The sequence below is a fragment of the Streptomyces sp. NPDC030814 genome (genome assembly GCF_055572155.1).
Genome location: NZ_JBVIDX010000008.1, coordinates 26,381 through 42,435, shown reverse-complemented (window position 1 = coordinate 42,435; position 16,055 = coordinate 26,381). Strand labels below are relative to the sequence as shown.

Below are 16,055 nucleotides of genomic sequence, written 5' to 3'. Positions count from 1 at the left end.
CGCCGTGATACGACAACGCGGCGCGGTGTCGTGCCGGGCGTCGCGAGCCGGTGAACCTTTCCGGTCACAGCACTGGCGGGCCGAAGCGGCGACATCCCGCTACGGCATCGGCGCGGCAGCGCGCGCCCCAAGCCTGGCAACCACCTGTTCGGGAAGGGGACTGCGTTGTCATGTTCATGCTGACCAAGAGGGCTGTGGCCGCGCGTTGGCCGGCCATCGGTTCGGCTCTGCTCCTGGTCGCGGCCGCTCTCATCGCGACCTTGTCCACTGCGACCCCGGCCGCGGCGCACCCCATCAACGCCGCCGACTTCCAGCAGGTCCAACTGGCCCGGGGAGTCGCGGAGGTCGGTGAGCCGATGTCGCTGGCGGTGCTGGCCGACCGGTCGGTGCTGCACACCGCTCGCAACGGGACCGTGCGCCGGACCGACGCCAACGGCACCACCACGGTCATCGGCACCATCCCCGTCTACGTGCACGACGAGGACGGCCTCCAGGGCATCGGCATCGACCCGGGTTTCGTCACCAACCGGCACATCTACCTCTACTACGCCCCGCCGCTGTCCACGCCGGGAGGCGACGCACCGACCACCGGCGGCAACTGGTCGACGTGGCAGGGCGTCAACCGGCTCTCCCGGTTCACGCTCAACGCCGACTTCACGATCAACCAGTCCAGCAAAGTGGATGTCCTCGACGTGCCGGCCGACCGCGGTATCTGCTGCCACGCCGGGGGAGACATCGACTTCGACGCGGCGGGCAACCTGTACCTGTCCACCGGCGACGACACCAACCCGTTCGAGTCCGCCGGATACGCCCCGCTCGACGAACGGACCAACCGCAACCCGGCGTTCGACGCGCAGCGCACCGCCGCCAACACCAACGACCTGCGCGGCAAGATCCTGCGGATCAAGGTGAACGACAACGGGTCGTACTCGATCCCGGCAGGCAACCTGTTCCCGCCCGGCACGGCCAAAACCCGGCCGGAGATCTACGCGATGGGCCTGCGCAACCCGTTCCGGATGAGCGTGGACAAGGCCACCGGCGTCGTCTACGTCGGCGACTACGGCCCCGACGCCGGGGCCACCTCGGCGCGCGGGCCGCAGGGCCAGGTCGAGTTCAACCGCGTAACGGGCCCGGGTTTCTACGGCTGGCCGTACTGCAACGGCACGAACACCAACGCCGAGACGTTCGCCGAATGGGACTTCGCCACGAACACGGCGGGCGCGAAGTACAACTGCTCGGGCGGAGCGACGAACAACTCGTTCCGTAACACCGGCCTGAGCACGCTGCCGCCCGCGAAGCCCGCCTGGATCCGCTACGGCGGCGACGCCGGCAGCCCGCCGGCGTTCGGCGGCGGCTCGGAGTCGCCGATGGCGGGCCCGGTGTACCGGTACGACCCCGATCTCGGCTCGCCCACGAAGTTCCCGCAGTCCTTCGACGGGCAGTTCTTCGCCACGGAGTTCGGCCGCGGCTGGATCAAGCCGATCCACCTCAACGCCGACGGCTCCCCGGGCACCATCGACAGCTTCCCTTGGACCGGCAAGCAGGTGATCGACTCGGCCTTCGGCCCGGACGGCTCCTACTACGTGCTGGACTACGGCACCGGGTATTACCAGGGCGACCAGAACTCCGCCCTATACCGCTTCGACTACGTCGGCGGCGGCAACCGCGCGCCCACGGCGGTGGCCGGCGCCAACCGGACCTCCGGCACGGCACCGCTGACCGTGACATTCTCCTCGGCCGGATCGTCCGATCCCGAGGGCGGGGCACTGACCTATGCCTGGAACTTCGGTGACGGCACCAGCTCCACCGCCGCCAACCCGACGAAGACGTACACCACGAACGGCGACTACACGGCCAGGCTGACCGTACGCGACCCGCAGGGTGCCACCGGCACCGCCGACGTGCGGATCACCGTCGGCAACACCGCGCCGACCGTGACCATCGACAGCCCTGCCGCGGGGCAGATCTTCGCATTCGGCGACACCGTGCCGTTCAGTGTCACCGTGACGGATCCGGAGGACGGCACGGTCGACTGCGCCAAGGTCAAGATGACGTACATCGTCGGGCACGACAGTCATGGCCACCCGGTCACCTCGAAGACCGGGTGCACCGGCACGATCACCATCCCGGTCGACGGTGAGCACGACGACGCGGCGAACATCTTCGGGGTATTCGACGCCGAGTACACCGACAGTGCCGGGCTCACCACGCACACGCAGCACATCCTGCAGCCGAAGCACCGGCAGGCCGAGCACTACAAGACGTCGTCCGGCGTCACCGTCCTGGACAAGTCGACCGCCGAGGGCGGCAAGTCCGTCGGCGACATCGAGAACGGCGACTGGATCGCGTTCGAGCCGTACAAGCTGAGCAACGCCACGTCGTTCACTGCCCGGGTGTCGTCAGCCGGCGCGGGTGGCACGGTGCAGGTTCGGGCCGGCTCGCCGACCGGCACCGTCCTCGGCTCCGCCACCGTCCCGGTCACCGGGTCGTGGACGAACTTCACCACTGTCACCGGCTCGATCTCCGGTGCGCCGGCCGGCACCACCACGCTCTACCTGACCTTCTCCGGCGGCTCCGGATTCCTCTTCGACGTCGACGCGTTCACCTTCGACACCGGGGGAGGGCCGTCCGCGGGTCCGATCGTGGGGGTCGCGGGCAAGTGTCTGGATGTCCGTGACGGCGGTTCGGCGGACGGGACGGCGGTGCAGATCTCGTCCTGTACGGGGTCGGCGAGGCAGCAGTGGACGGTGGCGCCGGGGTCGACGATCAAGGCGTTGGGCAAGTGCCTGGACATCAATGGCAACAGCACGGCGGACGGGACGAAGGTCCAGCTGTGGTCCTGCAACGGTGGTGCCAACCAGAACTGGCAGGCGTCCCAGGACGGATCGCTGCGGAACCCGCAGTCGGGCAAGTGCCTGGACGTCTCGGGCGCCAACTCCGCGGACGGCACCCTCGTGCACCTGTGGACCTGCCACGGCGGCGCCAACCAGAAGTGGACCCTGCCCTGATGTCGGTCACCAAGAAGGGAGCGACGCACATGCGCAGACGACCCCGAACCCTGCTCGGTGGGGCGGCCACGGCACTCGCCACCCTGGTCCTCCTCGGACAGCCCCACCCCGTTCATGCCGCGGACACGGCCTACGACGTCCTCGTGTTCTCCAGGACGGCCGGTTTCCGGCACGACTCGATCCCGGCGGGGATCCAGGCCATCCGCGACCTCGGCGCGGCGAACAGTTTCACGGTGACGGCAACGGAGGACGGCAGCCAGTTCACGACAGGCAACCTGAGCCGCTACGAGGCGGTGGTCTTCCTCAACACCACCGGTGACGTCCTGAACGACGCCCAGCAGTCGGCGTTCCAGTCGTACATCGGATCGGGCGGCGGCTTCGTCGGCGTCCACTCGGCCGCGGACACGGAGTACAACTGGCCGTTCTACGGCGATCTGGTCGGCGCCTACTTCGCCTCGCACCCCGCTGTCCAGCAGGCCAACGTCAAGGTGGAGGGGCGGGCGCACGCGGCGACCGCCCACCTGCCGCAGACCTGGACCCGCACCGATGAGTGGTACAACTTCCGGACCAACCCCCGTACCACCGCGCGTGTGCTCACCACACTGGACGAGTCGTCGTACTCGGGCGGCACGATGGGCGCCGACCACCCGCACAGCTGGTGCAAGACCTACTCGGGGGGACGGGCCTTCTACACCGGCGGCGGGCACAGCCAGGCGTCGTACACGGAGCCCGCGTTCCGGGCGCACCTGCTCGGCGGCATCCGGTACGCGGCAGGCCGGACCAAGGCCGACTGCCGGCCCGAGACCGGCTACACCACCCTCTACAACGGCTCGACCACCGGCTGGTCGCAGGCCGGCCCGGGCGGCTTCACCAACGCGGACGCCACCCTCGCCTCGTACGGCGGCCTCGGCATGCTCTGGTACAGCGCCAAGCAGTTCACCAACTACTCGTTGAAGCTGGACTGGAAGATGTCCGGCGACGACAACTCCGGCGTGATCGTGGGCTTCCCACCGACGAACGACCCGCAGTCGGCAATGGACAACGGATACGAGGTCCAGATCGACGCCACCGACGCGTCCGACCGCACGACCGGCTCGATCTACGCCGTCAAGGCCCCGGACACGGCTGCCCGGGACGCGGCGCTCAATCCACCGGGCGAGTGGAACACCTTCGAGGTGCTGGTGGAGGGCGAGCGGCTCCAGGTCTGGCTCAACGGCGTGAAGATCAATGACTTCACCAACACCAACCCCGCCCGCTCGCTCGCCGGCCACGTCGGCATCCAGAATCACGGCACGGGGGACGACGTGTCGTTCCGCAATGTCCGGATCAAGGAGCTGGGCGGCAGCCCGCCCCCCACCCCCGGCGCGGGTCCGATCGTGGGGGTCGCGGGCAAGTGTCTGGATGTCCGTGACGGCGGTTCGGCGGATGGGACGGCGGTGCAGATCTCGTCCTGTACGGGCTCGGCGAGGCAGCAGTGGACGGTGACGCCGGGGTCGACGATCAAGGCGTTGGGCAAGTGCCTGGACGTCAGCGGTGGCGGCACGGCGGACGGCGCGAGAGTCGTGCTGTGGTCCTGCAACGGTGGTGCCAACCAGAACTGGCAGGCGTACCCGGACGGGTCGCTGCGGAACCCGCAGTCGGGCAAGTGCCTGGACGTGTCGGGTGCCAACTCGTCGGACGGAACCCTCGTGCACCTGTGGACCTGCCACGGCGGAACCAACCAGAAATGGACCCTGCCCTGAGCTGACGCGGCACGCTGGAAGGGCGGCCCCCGCCGGGGGGCGGTCTCTGGCGGTCGTTGCAACACATGGTTGGTTGTCCAGGCCGCGGGCAGTGCATGCAGGCGCTCGGCTGGGGTTTCCCAGCCGAGCGTTTTGCGTGGGCGTCGGTTGAGCTGGTCGGCGACTGCGGCCAGGTGTCCGGACCTTGCGGATCTCGACGTCCATGCCACCCCTTGAACTGGGGTGTTGCAACGACTCCCAGAACCCAAGCACACCCCGCGGACGCGGTGGCCCTTCCGAGTTCCCAGGCCGGGTGCGGCGGACGTCAGGCTGTGCCGCGTTGTCGTGCGGGCACGACCGCGTGCGCGTGTGTCACCAGGTCACCCACTGCTGCGGGGGACCGCCCCGGACGACTCACCGACGGCGAAGATCCTGGCGGGACCCACGGGGTACCGCTGCTTCATATGGTCGACCATCGGCACGATCCCGACCAGGTCGCTGCCTCCGCCGCGCCGCAGCTCCTGTGGCGACGCGACGTCCCAGCACTTCCTGGCGAGGCGTCGGCCTTCCGTTGTGGTAAGCCGGGCCACTTCCCCCGCAGTGGTGCGCGGCGACCACGTCGGGTGGCCGCGGAGGGAGTGAAGGGGGTACGTGATGTCACGTACCCCCTTCACCCGTGCGCCTATGCTCGCGTCCAGCGCTGGTTGGCGCCGTCGTGGCAGCTCCACACGACGACCGCGGAGCCGTTGGCGGTGCTCGCGCCGTTGACGTCCAGGCACAACCCGTTCTGAGCGTTGCGGATCGTGCCGTTGCTGTTGAGGGCCCACTGCTGGTTGGTGCCACCGTTGCAGTCCTGGATCTGGACCCGCGTGCCGGCGGCGGCGTCGGGCGGAACGTTCAGGCACTTGCCCAGCACCTGCAGCGCCTGACCGTTCTGGGTGAACTGCTGGTTGGCGTTGCTGTGGCAGTCCCAGATGATCATGGGTGTGCCGTTGGCCGAGTTCGCGCCGTTGACGTCCAGGCACCGGCCCGAACCCTCGTTGCGCAGCCGGAACGTGGTGGGGTTCGGTGGGGTGGGCGTCGAGCCGTCGAGCTGCGTGAAGAAGTTCCACACAACCGTCCGGGTCCACGACCTCTCACCCGGTTCGTAGTCGCCGGGTGATCCATCGACAGGACCCGGCGTATGGCCCGCGTCGAACGCGGCCCATGCCACGGGGTAGCCGGCGCGGCACCCCGAGTAGGTCGTGACGACATGCGTGAGGCTGCCCCGTGCCGGTTCCGGCGGGTTCTGGGGAGTGCAGCCGTTGTTCCGCACGAACCGGTCACGCAGTGAACGTCCCGTGGCGATCGGGAGCACCGGGTCCCGCAAGCCGTGCAGTCCGATGTACGCGACCGGCTGGGTACCGCCGTTGCACCCGCTCAACTGGCCGCCCGCGTAGACGGCGACCGCGCGGAACACTGTCGGCCGGGCGCACGCGAGTGCGAAACTCATGCCGCCTCCGTAGCTGAAACCCCCGGCGAAGCGCTGGTTCGTGTCGACACACAGGCCGGCGTCGATCTGCCTGACCATGTCGTCCACGAAGGTCAGATCCTCGCCATTGGAATTGGCCCAGCCGTTCCCGAGGCCCTGGGGCGCGACGAAGATCGCGCTGTCGTTGGAGATCGCCCGCAGGCCGTAGTACGACCAGGAGTATCCGCTGGTTCCGCCCGAGTCGACGTCATTGGCGGTGCCGCCGTTCCAGTGGAAACCGAAGACCACTCGGTACGGGCGGTTGTTGTCGTAGGTGGCGGGCACTCGCAGGATGTAGTTCCGCGTCCTGCCGCTGCTCTGAATCGAGCGCGGACCACTCGACAGCGTGGGCGGCTTGCCGCATCCGGCGCTCGGGGCGGCGGAGGGGGCCTCGGCAGCGGCGGCGGACGTCAGTCCGATGCCGCTGATGCCGGCGGCGGCGAGCAAGAGGGTGATGGCCACGGCGATCGGTGTGCGCCAGATCGGTGTGCGCCATCGGTGACGGTTGTTGCCTTGTCGCATCACGTTTCTCCCTTCATGGATGAGCGACTCAGCGGTAGCCGGCGGCGACGATGTTGGCCTGCACCGCGTTCTCGGTTGCGTCGGACGGGTATCCGGACACCATCGCGCCCTCGTAGAAGGTGCCTGCGCTGAGGTTCGCGCCGCCGCCGGGCTTGCAGCAGTCACCACCGCTGCCGAGGATGATGGCGCCCTGCTTCTTCATGGGGCTGTAGCCGGGCGGAAGCGCGCCGTCCCAGAGCGTCGTCAGGCTTCCGGTCTGGGCGTTGCCACCCTTGAGCGCGAAACGGCTCGTCCCGTTGTTCTTCAACATCGCCGTCACGAACTTGCTGGTGAAGGCCCGCTGGTTCGTGTTCCAGGTCTGACTGCCACCGGAGTAGAGCCCCCATTCGAGGTCGGCCTGGACCCATGGGCCCCTGCCGGCGCACCCGCCGAACCAGCACTGGGTGCTGAAATTGATCGCGTCCATCGCCCCGGCCGCGTCGGCCGCTCGGGTCGTCTCACTGTTGCCGTAGTCGAAGCAGCAGCCGCCGTTGACATGGGTGCCGCTGGTCACCATGTACATGCCTTCAGGGGCGCTGCCGGTCGGCACGCCGGTCAGGTGGCCGTCCCGCCAGTAGCTGTTGCCGGGGTTGATGTAGAGCGAGTAGGCCTTGCTGCCGCCGACCGCCAGCGACTCCGACGTCGCGATCGCCGGGCGGCTCTGGCTGGAGCCGGGAACCACACTCGATCCCTGGTACCACAGGTCGTTCCCGCGGCCGGACTGGTCGTAGATGACGGTGACGACGCAGGTGGTCCCCGCGCAGAACGAGTCCTGCGTCGTGGCGTCGGCGGCACCACCCGCGCTCAGGACGCCGATGTTCCGGGTCGTGCTGTCGGACGAGCGCCGGACCTGGTAGAGGTTGCCGTTGTAGGTGCCGTAGAGCGCTCGTACGGTGCTGTGGGCGGCGATGCAGGGTGTGCCGCCTGAGGCGTAGATGTCGCACGTGCCCGCGCCGCCCGGCACCGGCGGGTCCGGCGGGTCCGGCGGCGGGGTCGGCGAGCTCCACTGCTGGTTGGTGCCGCCGTGGCAGGACCAGAGAATGGTCCTGGTGCCGTTGGCGGTGCCGCCGGCGTTGGCGTCGAGGCACAGTCCGGACTGGACGCCGGTGATGGTGCCGTTGGGGTTGACGTTCCACTGCTGGTTGTTCTGGCCGTTGCAGTCCCAGATGATGACCGGGGTGCCGTTGGTGGTGCCGCCTCCGCTGGCGTCGAGGCACTTGTCGCCGTGGACGGTCAGTTGTCTGCCGGCGGTGTAGGTCCAGGTCTGGCCGGCTGCGCCGGTGCAGTCCTGGAGTTGGGTCTGGGTGCCGTTGGTGGTGGCGGCGCCGGGGACGGTCAGGCAGCGGCCGGACTGCGCGCCCACGATCGGGGCGCTCTGCCCGGGCTCGATCGGTGCCGCCACCGCGGTGGCGCCGACGGCAACGAGCACCAGGGCGGCGCCCAGCGCGGACAGCCGTCCGTACCGGCGGGGCCGAGGTATCCGAAACACCATGGCGATTCCTCACCTGTTCGTAGGGTGGGATGCCCGGCGCGCAACCGCGCCGGGCATCCCGTCCGGTCACAGCACCTAGACGGCGGTGAACCGCCACTGTTGGTTGGTGCCGCTGTGGCAGCTCCATTGCAGGAGTCGTGCGCCGTCGGCCGTCGAGCCGCCGTTGACGTCCACGCACAGTCCACTGGGCACGCTTTTCACGGTGTACACACCCGCCGTGCTGGTCGGTGTGACAAGGAACTTCTGTGCGTTGCCGTTGTCGCAGGTGGACTGCTGCAGGAACGCGCCCTGGGAGGTGGACCCGCCCGTGACGGCGAGGCACTTGCCGCTGTGCACCGCCTTCATGTGGACGGCGCCGCCGCCGGCGTCGACGGCCTGCCACTTCTGGTTGTTGCCGCCGGTGGACGGCCACTGGACGACCTGGGCGCCGTCAGCGGTCGAGGCCTCGCTGACGTCCATGAACTTGCCGCTGTGCTGCGCCGCGACCGTCCAGGTCCTTCCGGCCACGCCGCCACCGCCGCCGCTGCCCGGTTCGCCGACCCCGTTGCCGCCGAAGGTGAGCGAGTCGAGGTCGAACCAGTTGTTCGAGGTGCCCTTGAACACCAGGTAGAGCGGGTGCGAGCCGGAGAGATCGGCGGTGTTCACCGCCGACGTTGACTGGTAGGTGTTCCAGCCGCCGGTGCTGGGCACCGGTGTCGTGGCCAGGAGCGTGCCGGTCGGGGAGTCGGCGCGCAGTTCGATCGATCCGCCGCCGCTCGGCGACGACAGGCGGTACTTCACGCTCGTGACGCCCGACAGGCTCATCGGTTTGAACGCGATCCAGTCGCCGTCGGAGATGTTGCCGACCCGCTTGCCGCTCTCCGCGCCGGCCTGCTCGACGATCTGCACACCCGACTGGTCCGTGTAGAACTCGGCCTGCTTGTGCTTGGGCTGGAGGATCACCTGGGCGTAGCCGGTGAGCGGGTTCGCGCCGCCGGGGCCGCCGTTGTCGGTGTAGCGGGCGTTGAGGACGTAGTACAGGTTGGCGCCGTCTGGGTGCCCACCCAGCAGCGTCGTGTCGATGGTGCCCGAGCACCCTGGATGATCCGTGGTCTCGTGCTGGTGGTCGTCGTGGCCGAGGGCGGGGTTGACGAACACCTTGTCGCAGTCGACGGGCGCGCCGCCGGGGTCCGAGACCGACACATTGTACGGGACACGGTCGCCGAAGTCCAGCATGCCGCCGTTGGACGGAATGGTGAGGGTGACGGTCGGCGCGGTGTTGCCCACGGTGATCGGCACGTTGGCGAAGGCCGTCCTGCCGGTGTTGTCGGTGACCTTGAGCTGGGCGGTGTAGTTGCCGTTGGCGGTGTAGGTGTGTGACGGGTTGGCCGCCGTGGACGTGGTGCCGTCGCCGAATGTCCAGTGGTAGGCGAGCGTGCTGCCGGGATCCGGGTCCGTGGACCCCGCGCTGCTGAACTGCACGTCCAGCGGCGCGTCCCCGTTGGTGGGCGTTCCGGTGGCTTTGGCGATCGGCGACCGTCCGCCGTGGTTGTAGTCGATGCGGTAGAGCCCCGAGTCGTTGTTGCCACCGGAGAAGTTGTTGCCCCATTCGAGCAGGTACAACGAGCCGTCGGGTCCGAACTCCATGTCCATCGGCTTGAGGAACTTGGCGGCGGGCATGAAGGGGTTGGTCCGGGTGACCGCGGTCGCGGAGTCGAAGTGGACCTCCTTGACGGTGTGGCGCGACCACTCGTAGAAGAAGTGGACCCCGTCGTAGTAGGGCGGGAACTTCGTCTCGGACGGGTTCGCGGCGTCGTAGCGGTAGACCGGTCCGCCCATCGGCCCCGAGCCGCCGGAGCCGAGTTCGGGGAAGTTCGGTGAGACTCCGTAGCCGTACCACATGTTCGGCGCGACGATCGGCTTGAGGTTGGTCAGGCCGGTGTTGTTCGGCGAGTTGTTGACCGGCGCGTTGCAGTTGAACTTGGCGCCGACGGCGCCGGTGCTCGGGTTGTAGGGCGCGTAGGCCTGGTTGTCGCCGTGGCAGAACGGCCAGCCGTAGTTGCCCGGGGTCTTGATGACATTGAGCTCGACGAGCCCTTCGGGGCCGCGGTTGGTGGTGGGCGGGTTCCGGTCCGGGCCGTAGTCGGCGAGGTACACCCACCCGTTCTCCGGGTCGATCGAGAAGCGGAACGGGTTGCGGAAGCCCATCGCGTAGATCTCCGGCCGGGTCTGCGCCGTGCCCTGCGGGTAGAGGTTGCCGGCCGGGACGGTGTAGCCGCCGTCGGCCGACGGCCGGATGCGCAGGAGCTTGCCCCGCAGGTCGTTGGTGTTGCCGGCGGTGCGGGCGGCGTCGAGGTTGGCCTTGCCCTGCCGCCAGTCCAGCGGGGCGTAGCCCTGCCAGGCGGGGTCGAGGTTCGGTGGGACGTCGTCCCCGGTGCCGATGTAGAGGTTCTTGTCGGGGCCGAACTCGATGTAGCCGCCCGTGTGCCCGGGCTCGGCGAACGTGCGGTCACGGGTCGCGGGGATGTCGATGATCGTCTTTTGGCTCGACATGTTCAGGGTGTCGCCGGTGAGCGTGAACCGGGAGACCCGGTTGATGTCGTTCGGGACTCCGGCCGGGGAGTGATACAGGTACACGTAGCCGTTGTCGGCGAAGTCGGGATCGAGCGCCAGCCCGGTGAGGCCGTCCTCGCCGCCGGTGTAGACGCTGAGCGTGGCGGCTGTCACGGTCCTGTTGGTGGTCGGTTTGAAGATCTTCAGCTGCCCGCCCCGCTGGACGTAGAGCACCCGCCCGTCCGGGGCGACCGCGAGGGCCATCGGGTCCGCGGTGTTGTCGTCGAGGGTGCGCTTCTCGAAGTTGCCCCACACGGTGCCGCCGCAGTCGCCGGGCTCCTTGCCGGCCGCCCACTTGACGCCCCCGAGGACGTGGTTCCGGAAATGCGTCTCGCTGTAGGCCGCGCTGGAGTGCCCCATGGCGGTGGCCCACACGCGTCCGCCGCCGGTGTTGCGGCACCAGGAGATGGGGTGGTCCGGCCCCATGGCGCGGGGGCCCGGGTTGTACGTGCGCTCGTCCGCGGTGACCAGGACGTGGACGTCGCCGCGGGGGTTGCGGTCGAAGTTGTACCACTCCTCGCTGCGGTTCCAACGGTCCGGCAGGCCGGCCGTCGACGGGTGCTTCTTGTCCGCGACGATGGCGGTGCCGCCCAGCACGCCGGGGGAGTGCTCCGGCATGTGTGCGCCGCCGTTGATGGTCTGGTCCCACCACGGGTACTCGTTCTCGATGCCCATGTCCGTGGCGTTGTGGATCGCGACGATGCCCTTGCCGCTGGCGAGGTAGCCCTCCACCGCCTGACGTTGGGCCGCCGTGGTCCACACCATTCCCGAGGTCTGGAACATGATGAGCACATCGAAGGTGGCGAGGTTCGCCGGGGTGAAAACGCTCGAGTCCTCGCTGTGGACCAACTCGAAGTTGTTGGCCGCCGCCTGCTCCCGGAACATCGCGAGGCCGGCAGGGATGGAATCGTGCCGGTAACCGGCCGTCTTCGTGAAGACCAGGGCTCGGAAGGCCGGCGCCGCTGACGCCGGTTGGGCGATGACGAGCGACAGGAGCACGCTCGCGATCGCCCCGAAGATTAATGTGATGCGACGCATGCCGTCTCCTATTTCGGCGGAGCAACGATGGCATGACCACGGGCACGCGTCGGCCGCACCTCCGATGCGCCGGAGTGCCTGAGCGCGTCGTAGGCACGCGTGTGCCGTCAGCTCGTCATCCCGTCCGCCGTGACGGGCAGTCAAGTCCCTACGGAAGAAAGGGGGCGTCACACCAGATGCGACCGTCTCCCGTGGTCTGCCGGCCAGCATGCAGCGGCGTATCGCAACAGTCAATATGGATCGGGTGCGGCCGATTCCATAACACATTTTGCGCATCAATCGTCGTGGTTCGGCGCGCGACTGTCGTCGGGCCGATTCCATAACACTTTTTGCGCATCAGCCGTCGTGGTTCGGCGCGCGACTGTGCACAGGCCGATTCGATAACAGTTTTTGGCGAATCAATCGCTGTCGACTGATCGCCGGTCCACATTGAGCAGTTCGAACGGCGAACGTCCCACTGCGATGTCCGGTGGTATTGCCAGGCGCTCATCGAGGCATTTACCCTCGGGGCCGCGATGTCACCATCGCGTCCGGCGAAAGTTCGCGGCTATTCGACGACAGTTCGCGGACGGGAGCTGTCATTCCATGCCGGCCGTACCCAAACGATTCACCTATAGGCGACTCGAACCTGCTGACGACGCGAATGTAGAGGGTTCCCACGATGTCTGGCCTGCTGCCGTCACCGCTGCTCGCTCTGCGAGGCATCGGCAAGTCGTTCCTCGGCGTGCGGGTGCTCGACGGTGTCGACCTCCAGGTCCGGCCGGGCGAGGTGCACGCGGTCGTCGGCGAGAACGGCGCAGGCAAGTCCACGCTCATGAAGGTGGTGTCCGGCGTCCACCAGCCCGACGAGGGAACGGTTGAGTTCGCCGGCGCACCGCGGACGTTCCGCAGCCCTCGTGAGGCCCGACAGGCCGGTATCGGCATCGTCTACCAGGAACTGACCCTGCTGCCCGAGCGCACCGTCGCGGAGAACGTCTGGCTGGGGCGCGAGCCCCTGCGCCGCGGGCTCGTCGACCGCAGGGCGATGCTCAGCCGTACCGCGGGCCTCCTCGACTCGATCGGGGAGGGCTCCTTACCGCCCGACACGCGCGTGGGACGACTCGGCGTGGCGCAACAACAGGTGGTCGAGATCGTCAAGGCGCTCGCCCTCGACGCGCGGCTGCTCATCATGGACGAGCCCACCGCGGCGCTCGCCGACCACGAGGTCGACCAGCTCTACACGCTCGTACGGCGGCTGCAGGAGCAGGGGATAGGCGTGCTGTACGTCTCGCACCGCCTCAAGGAGGTCTTCGACCTGTCCAGCCGGATCACCGTGCTCAAGGACGGCCGTGCGGTGGCCACCTTGGACACCGCGGACACCAGCGCCGATCAGCTGGTGCGCCACATGGTCGGCCGCGAGCTGCCGAGCTACTACCCGGACCCGGCGAAGCCGCAGGAGCTGGGCCCGGTGCGGCTGACTGTCCGGGGCGGAGGCAACCGGAAGCTGCGCGGCATCGACCTACGGCTGCGCGCCGGCGAGGTGCTCGGCGTCGGCGGCCTGCAGGGCTCCGGCCGGTCGGCGTTGGCCCGCGCACTGTTCGGCGCCTCACCGTTCAGCACCGGCCAGGTGACCGTCGACGGAGCGCCGGTCCGGCTGCGCTCGCCCCGCGCCGCGATGCGGGCCGGTATCGCCTACGTCTCCGAGGACCGCAAGGGCGAGGGGATCGTCGCCGAGCAGTCGGTGCTCGACAACGCGCTGTTGGCCGGCCGCGCCGTCCGCCCGGGCCGGCTCGGCCGCGGTGCCCGGACCGCGCGGATCCGGGAGCTGCTCGCGGCCGTCGAGCTTCGCGCCGCGGGGGAGGACCAGGAGATCCGTTTCCTGTCCGGGGGCAACCAGCAGAAGGTCGTGTTGGCCAGGTGGCTCGCGCTCGCCCCGAGGATCCTGCTCTTCGACGAGCCGACCCGGGGCATCGACGTGGGCGCCAAGTCAGCGATCCACGATCTCGTCCGTCGGCTGGCCCGCGACGGCGCCGCCGTGCTGATGGTCTCGTCCGAGCTGCCCGAGCTGCTCGGCATGAGCGACCGGATCATCGTCATGCGCGACGGCCGGATCGCCGGCGAGCTACCCGCCGGCGCGACGGAGGAGGACGTCGTCGCCCTGGCGGTCGGCACCGGACGGGAGGCTGCCGGATGAGCGGCGCGCTGTCCCTGCCGGCCCGGCGGACCCCGCCCGGCGTGTTCGTCGCCCTGGTCCTCACCCTGGCGATCGGCTGGATCGTCGTCACGGTCGACGGCGGCCGGCTGTTCAGCCTGCCGACGACGGTGAGCCTGCTGCACGTCGCCGCCGGTCTGGGCCTCGTCGCGGTCGGCCAGACGCTGGTCGTCGTCGGGGGCTCGCTGGACCTGTCCGTGGCGTACGTGGTCAGCCTGAGCACCCTCGTCGCCGCCGAGACCATGGCCGGCGACGACGGTGCGCTGCTGCCGGCGATCGGCCTGACGCTCGCCGTCAGCGCCACGATCGGCCTCGTCAACGGCCTGCTCGTCACCACAGCGCGGATCAACCCCTTCATCGCGACCGTCGGCGTCGGCCTGCTGCTGAAGGGATACCTCGACAACGGATACGACGGCCCGGCCGGCAAGACCGCACCCGCCCTGGTGCAGGGCCTGGGGTACCAGCGCATCGGGCCGGTGCCGCTGTCGTTCCTGCTCCTGCTCGCCGTCGCCGCCGCGGCCTGGTTCGTGCTGGCGCGCACCCGCTTCGGCCACCACCTGATCGCCGTGGGCGGTGACCCGGAGGTCGCCCGGCTCTCCGGCGTGCGGGGCAGCCGGGTCCTCGTCACCGCCCATGTGCTGTGCGCCCTCTGCGCCGGCCTCGCCGGGGTCTACCTCGCCAGTCGGCTCGGCGCCGGCGCACCCAGGGTAGGCACCGAGGGACTGTACGACCTGGAGTCGATCGCCGCAGTGGTGCTCGGCGGCACCGCCCTGGCCGGCGGGCGCGGCGGCGTCGTCGGCACGGTCGGCGGGGTGCTGCTGCTCGCGAGCATCGACGCCATCTTCAACCAGCTCGAGGTCGACGTGTTCTTCAAGCAGGTGATCCGTGGCGTGATCATCATCGCGGCGGTCGCCGTCCACGCCCGCCGGGCGATGCGAAAGGCGTCATAGCATGCGGATCGCCCGCCCACTGCGGCTCCTCACGTTCCGCTCCGGCAGCCTCGCACCGATCATCGTGATCCTGGCGGTGCTGCTGGTTCTGCTGACCGCCCGCCAACCGGACTTCCTCTCGCCGCCGTCGCTGATGTCGTTCCTCGGCCGCTCCGCGCCGGTCATCCTGCTCGCCGCCGGCCAGTACTTCGTGATCGTCTCCGGCGAGCTGGACCTGTCCGTCGGCTCTCTGGTCACCGCGCAGGTGGTCATCGCCGCCCGGCTGATCGACGGCGATCCGTCGGCCGGCTGGCCTGTCGTCGTGCTCCTGCTCGCGTTCGGCATCGCCGTCGGCCTCGTCAACGGCCTCGTCACCACGCGGCTGCGGGTGCCGTCGTTCATCACGACCCTCGGGATGTTCCTGATCCTCGTCGGTGCCGTGTACCTGTGGTCCGACGGTGCCCCGAAGGGCGGCCTCTCCGAGGGGTTCCGCCGGCTCGGCCGGTCGGCGTTCGAGGACGTGCCCGCGCTGGGCCGGATCCCGTACGCCCTGGTCATCCTGCTGGCGGCGGCCGCTCTGGCGCTGGTGCTGACGCGTTCGGACTTCGGCCGCACCCTGGTCGCCGTCGGCGGCAACCCGCGGACCGCCGAGCTGAGCGGCGTGCGCGTGTGGCGCGCCAAGACCATGGCGTTCGTCCTCAGCGGACTCGCCGCCACGCTCGCGGCTGTCCTTATCGGCGGGTACAGCGGAGTGTCGTTCCAGGCCGGTGCCGGCCTCGAGTTCGGCGCGATCACCGCGGCGGTCCTCGGCGGTGTCGCTCTGGGCGGGGGCCGCGGTTCGGTCGTCGGCGCGATGCTGGGCGCGCTGACCCTCGAGACGCTCTTCACGCTCATGAACTTCTACGGCGTCTCCGGCGCCCTCGAACCGACCGTGCAGGGCGGGATCATTCTGTTCGCCGTGGCAGCGGCGTCCTTCCGATTCCCGTCCGGATGAAGGGGATTCAGTGAGGCAT

At 69.3% G+C, this 16,055-nt stretch carries 8 protein-coding genes; 5 read left to right on the top strand and 3 right to left on the bottom strand.

All coding sequences use genetic code 11. The annotated features are described in order from the left end of the window. Positions 1 to 170 precede the first annotated feature (170 nt). Complete coding sequence (locus ACZ43N_RS18665) at positions 171 to 3,008, top strand: carbohydrate-binding protein (protein ID WP_468098686.1); 2,838 nt, start codon at positions 171 to 173, stop codon at positions 3,006 to 3,008. Between the two features lie 29 nt (positions 3,009 to 3,037). Continuing rightward, positions 3,038 to 4,750, top strand: a complete 1,713-nt coding sequence (locus tag ACZ43N_RS18660) for a lectin (RefSeq protein ID WP_468098685.1) — start codon at positions 3,038 to 3,040, stop codon at positions 4,748 to 4,750. A gap of 661 nt (positions 4,751 to 5,411) precedes the next feature. On the opposite strand, the gene ACZ43N_RS18655 is transcribed toward ACZ43N_RS18660, so the two are convergent. From ACZ43N_RS18655 to ACZ43N_RS18645, 3 genes are all read right to left on the bottom strand, one after another. Next, positions 5,412 to 6,761: a ricin-type beta-trefoil lectin domain protein gene (locus ACZ43N_RS18655; RefSeq protein ID WP_468098684.1), complete on the bottom strand. Its 1,350-nt coding sequence runs from the start codon at positions 6,759 to 6,761 to the stop codon at positions 5,412 to 5,414. A gap of 28 nt (positions 6,762 to 6,789) precedes the next feature. Beyond that, positions 6,790 to 8,292 (bottom strand): arabinofuranosidase catalytic domain-containing protein, encoded by a 1,503-nt coding sequence (locus ACZ43N_RS18650; RefSeq protein WP_468098682.1) that lies wholly within the window; start codon positions 8,290 to 8,292, stop codon positions 6,790 to 6,792. Positions 8,293 to 8,367: 75 nt separating this feature from the next. Continuing rightward, positions 8,368 to 11,922 (bottom strand): ThuA domain-containing protein, encoded by a 3,555-nt coding sequence (locus ACZ43N_RS18645; protein ID WP_468098680.1) that lies wholly within the window; start codon positions 11,920 to 11,922, stop codon positions 8,368 to 8,370. A 661-nt stretch (positions 11,923 to 12,583) separates the two neighbouring features. Here ACZ43N_RS18645 and ACZ43N_RS18640 point away from each other — a divergent pair. Genes ACZ43N_RS18640 through ACZ43N_RS18630 form a run of 3 tightly spaced genes read left to right on the top strand, consistent with a single transcriptional unit; the run spans position 12,584 to position 16,036 of the window. Further along, positions 12,584 to 14,095, top strand: a complete 1,512-nt coding sequence (locus ACZ43N_RS18640; protein ID WP_468098678.1) for a sugar ABC transporter ATP-binding protein — start codon at positions 12,584 to 12,586, stop codon at positions 14,093 to 14,095. After that, complete coding sequence (locus tag ACZ43N_RS18635; RefSeq protein ID WP_468098676.1) at positions 14,092 to 15,063, top strand: ABC transporter permease; 972 nt, start codon at positions 14,092 to 14,094, stop codon at positions 15,061 to 15,063. Before ACZ43N_RS18640 ends, ACZ43N_RS18635 begins: the two co-directional genes overlap by 4 nt. Before the next feature lies 1 nt (position 15,064). Next, positions 15,065 to 16,036 (top strand): ABC transporter permease, encoded by a 972-nt coding sequence (locus tag ACZ43N_RS18630; protein WP_468098675.1) that lies wholly within the window; start codon positions 15,065 to 15,067, stop codon positions 16,034 to 16,036. Positions 16,037 to 16,055: the final 19 nt, after the last annotated feature.

What these genes read in the sequence shown, in the direction of transcription:
- ACZ43N_RS18630 (WP_468098675.1), top strand. Translation starts at nt 15,065, where the DNA reads ATGCGGATCGCCCGCCCACTGCGGCTCCTCACGTTCCGCTCCGGCAGC.
- ACZ43N_RS18640 (WP_468098678.1), top strand. Translation starts at nt 12,584, where the DNA reads ATGTCTGGCCTGCTGCCGTCACCGCTGCTCGCTCTGCGAGGCATCGGC.
- ACZ43N_RS18660 (WP_468098685.1), top strand. Translation starts at nt 3,038, where the DNA reads ATGCGCAGACGACCCCGAACCCTGCTCGGTGGGGCGGCCACGGCACTC.
- ACZ43N_RS18645 (WP_468098680.1), bottom strand. Translation starts at nt 11,922, where the DNA reads ATGCGTCGCATCACATTAATCTTCGGGGCGATCGCGAGCGTGCTCCTG.
- ACZ43N_RS18635 (WP_468098676.1), top strand. Translation starts at nt 14,092, where the DNA reads ATGAGCGGCGCGCTGTCCCTGCCGGCCCGGCGGACCCCGCCCGGCGTG.
- ACZ43N_RS18665 (WP_468098686.1), top strand. Translation starts at nt 171, where the DNA reads ATGTTCATGCTGACCAAGAGGGCTGTGGCCGCGCGTTGGCCGGCCATC.
- ACZ43N_RS18650 (WP_468098682.1), bottom strand. Translation starts at nt 8,292, where the DNA reads ATGGTGTTTCGGATACCTCGGCCCCGCCGGTACGGACGGCTGTCCGCG.
- ACZ43N_RS18655 (WP_468098684.1), bottom strand. Translation starts at nt 6,761, where the DNA reads ATGCGACAAGGCAACAACCGTCACCGATGGCGCACACCGATCTGGCGC.